Source organism: Albidovulum sp. (genome assembly GCF_049646345.1).
Lineage (GTDB): Bacteria > Pseudomonadota > Alphaproteobacteria > Rhodobacterales > Rhodobacteraceae > Albidovulum.
Genome location: NZ_JBARVQ010000242.1, coordinates 1 through 1,714, shown reverse-complemented (window position 1 = coordinate 1,714; position 1,714 = coordinate 1). Strand labels below are relative to the sequence as shown.

Annotated in this window: 1 protein-coding gene and 1 pseudogene; one reads left to right on the top strand and one right to left on the bottom strand. The window is 58.8% G+C overall.

Translation table 11 applies throughout. The features are described 5' to 3' along the window. Positions 1-267: 267 nt before the first annotated feature. On the bottom strand, positions 268-1,350 hold the full coding sequence (locus tag WBB85_RS05750; RefSeq protein WP_432637674.1) for a Hint domain-containing protein: 1,083 nt from the start codon (positions 1,348-1,350) through the stop codon (positions 268-270). 213 nt (positions 1,351-1,563) lie between these two features. On the opposite strand from WBB85_RS05750, the pseudogene WBB85_RS05745 reads away from it, so the two are divergent. Further along, positions 1,564-1,714: pseudogene (locus tag WBB85_RS05745) on the top strand (ArsR family transcriptional regulator); the annotation flags it as partial.

Here is a 1,714-nt window from a genome sequence, read left to right as displayed (position 1 = left end):
AATGTGAAAGGATATGGTGAACGCGAATTGCAAGCGGGCGAGAAACTCTGCAGTCAGGTAATCTTGCATATCTGGCACCTTCTGGTTGTGTCAAAGCTAGGTACGGGCCGCGGGCAAGGCAAGCGCGCCAGGATGTGCAAATCGTCGCAGCTTGGCCGGGGGGCTTTGGGCAGGGCAAGGGGGCCGCGGGCGCGCCTTGCTTCGGGGCGAAGCGGTGCCCTGGCCTCAGGGCCCATTGATGAACGCGCAGACCGGCCGTGCCGCGGCCTATGTCTGGCGAAGGCGAATGCGAAGGCGGGGGCAGGGGCGGGGGCTTTGGCTCTTGCGCAGGTTGCGTTTGACCTGCCTGTCCGTCAGGCAGTGTCGCGCCAGAGGGCCATTCAACGCATCATCATGGGGCGAAGGCGCATGTGCTGCGCGCAACGATTTCAGGGTTTTACGGGGCAAATTGCGCAGCACCATCGGGCCCAGATACAAGGATTCCGACATGCAGCCGTTTGCGCGCACCACCTCATGCCGGTCACAGGAGAAATGGAGCCAGCGCATCACAGTCTTGCCGCGCATGAACCGGATTCCGGGCAAGGATGTAAGCGATTTCGCCGGTACAAAAACCTCGGCTTCGAAATGCTCTTCCAACTGGCCAGCCGCGCCTGCAATTATGCGGTGATGCGGCGAGACGATCAGATCATTGTCGGGCCGCCCGGGTGCCAAGGCGCCGGCCTGGATCAAGACCGGATAGGCGTCGGCGCTTGTATCTTCGAGGGGGGTGGTCGCGTCCCAGATCCAGCGGATCGCCTGCGCTCCGCTATCCGCCGTCCATATCTGATCGCCGACAGAGAGCTGTTCGACAAAACGCGGGCCAAGCGGTGTGTCGATCATCGTGCCCGGGGCGTAACAGGCCGGAATGGACCCTTTGTTGGCGGCGGACTGCGCATAATAGCTTGCCCCGCCATCATCGGATTGCAAAGTCTCCCCGGCAAATCCCGCGTTGGTGCTGGACATACCAAGTGCCGGGCCTTCGCTGGCCGTGACGGTATGGCCTTGCCAGGAGATGAACTGAAGGACGGTGCCATTGTCATCGACCAAGGCAATCGCGTCATCCGGATAGAACGTTCCCGTCGGGTCACCACCGGAATCAAAACCGGGCGTGGACTGATCCACGACATAGACATCCTGACCCGCGAAGGTTCCGGTGTAGGATCCGAGTGAAACGGTATCATAGATTGTGCCGTCCGCCTGATAGAACACCAACGCATAATTCGATACATCAGTGCCGGTCGGAACGGCTATCTCGACAAATTCGTTGTCCGAGGTTCCATAATAGTCAAGCTCTGAGATATAGCCGGGCATCACGTGTTCCTTGATTTGAAGGAACCATCCGCATTTTAAGTTAAAAGAATCCGAAATTCCGCCGTTCCTGGCGGCTGCTCTATGCCTAAAATTTGCCGGAGCCTATTGGTCGGAGTCTGTTGGTCGGAGCCTGTTGATCGGAGCCTGTTGATCGTTGGGGCGGGGGGCGATAATCGCGTTGACCGGTTTTTAATATTCGTATATTCATGAAATATGGAAAAACTTCTGACAGAGCGTCTTTCAACCCTAAGCCATCCGCAGCGGATGGGGGTGTTCCGGCTGCTGATGCGGCGCTGTCCGGATGAAGTGCCGGCGGGCGAAATCGCGGGGGCTTTGGCGATCAAGGACAGCACGGCTTCGGCCT

Bases quoted from the DNA above. Each gene is read 5' to 3' on its own strand.
- WBB85_RS05750 (WP_432637674.1), bottom strand. From the start codon at position 1,350: ATGCCCGGCTATATCTCAGAGCTTGACTATTATGGAACCTCGGACAAC.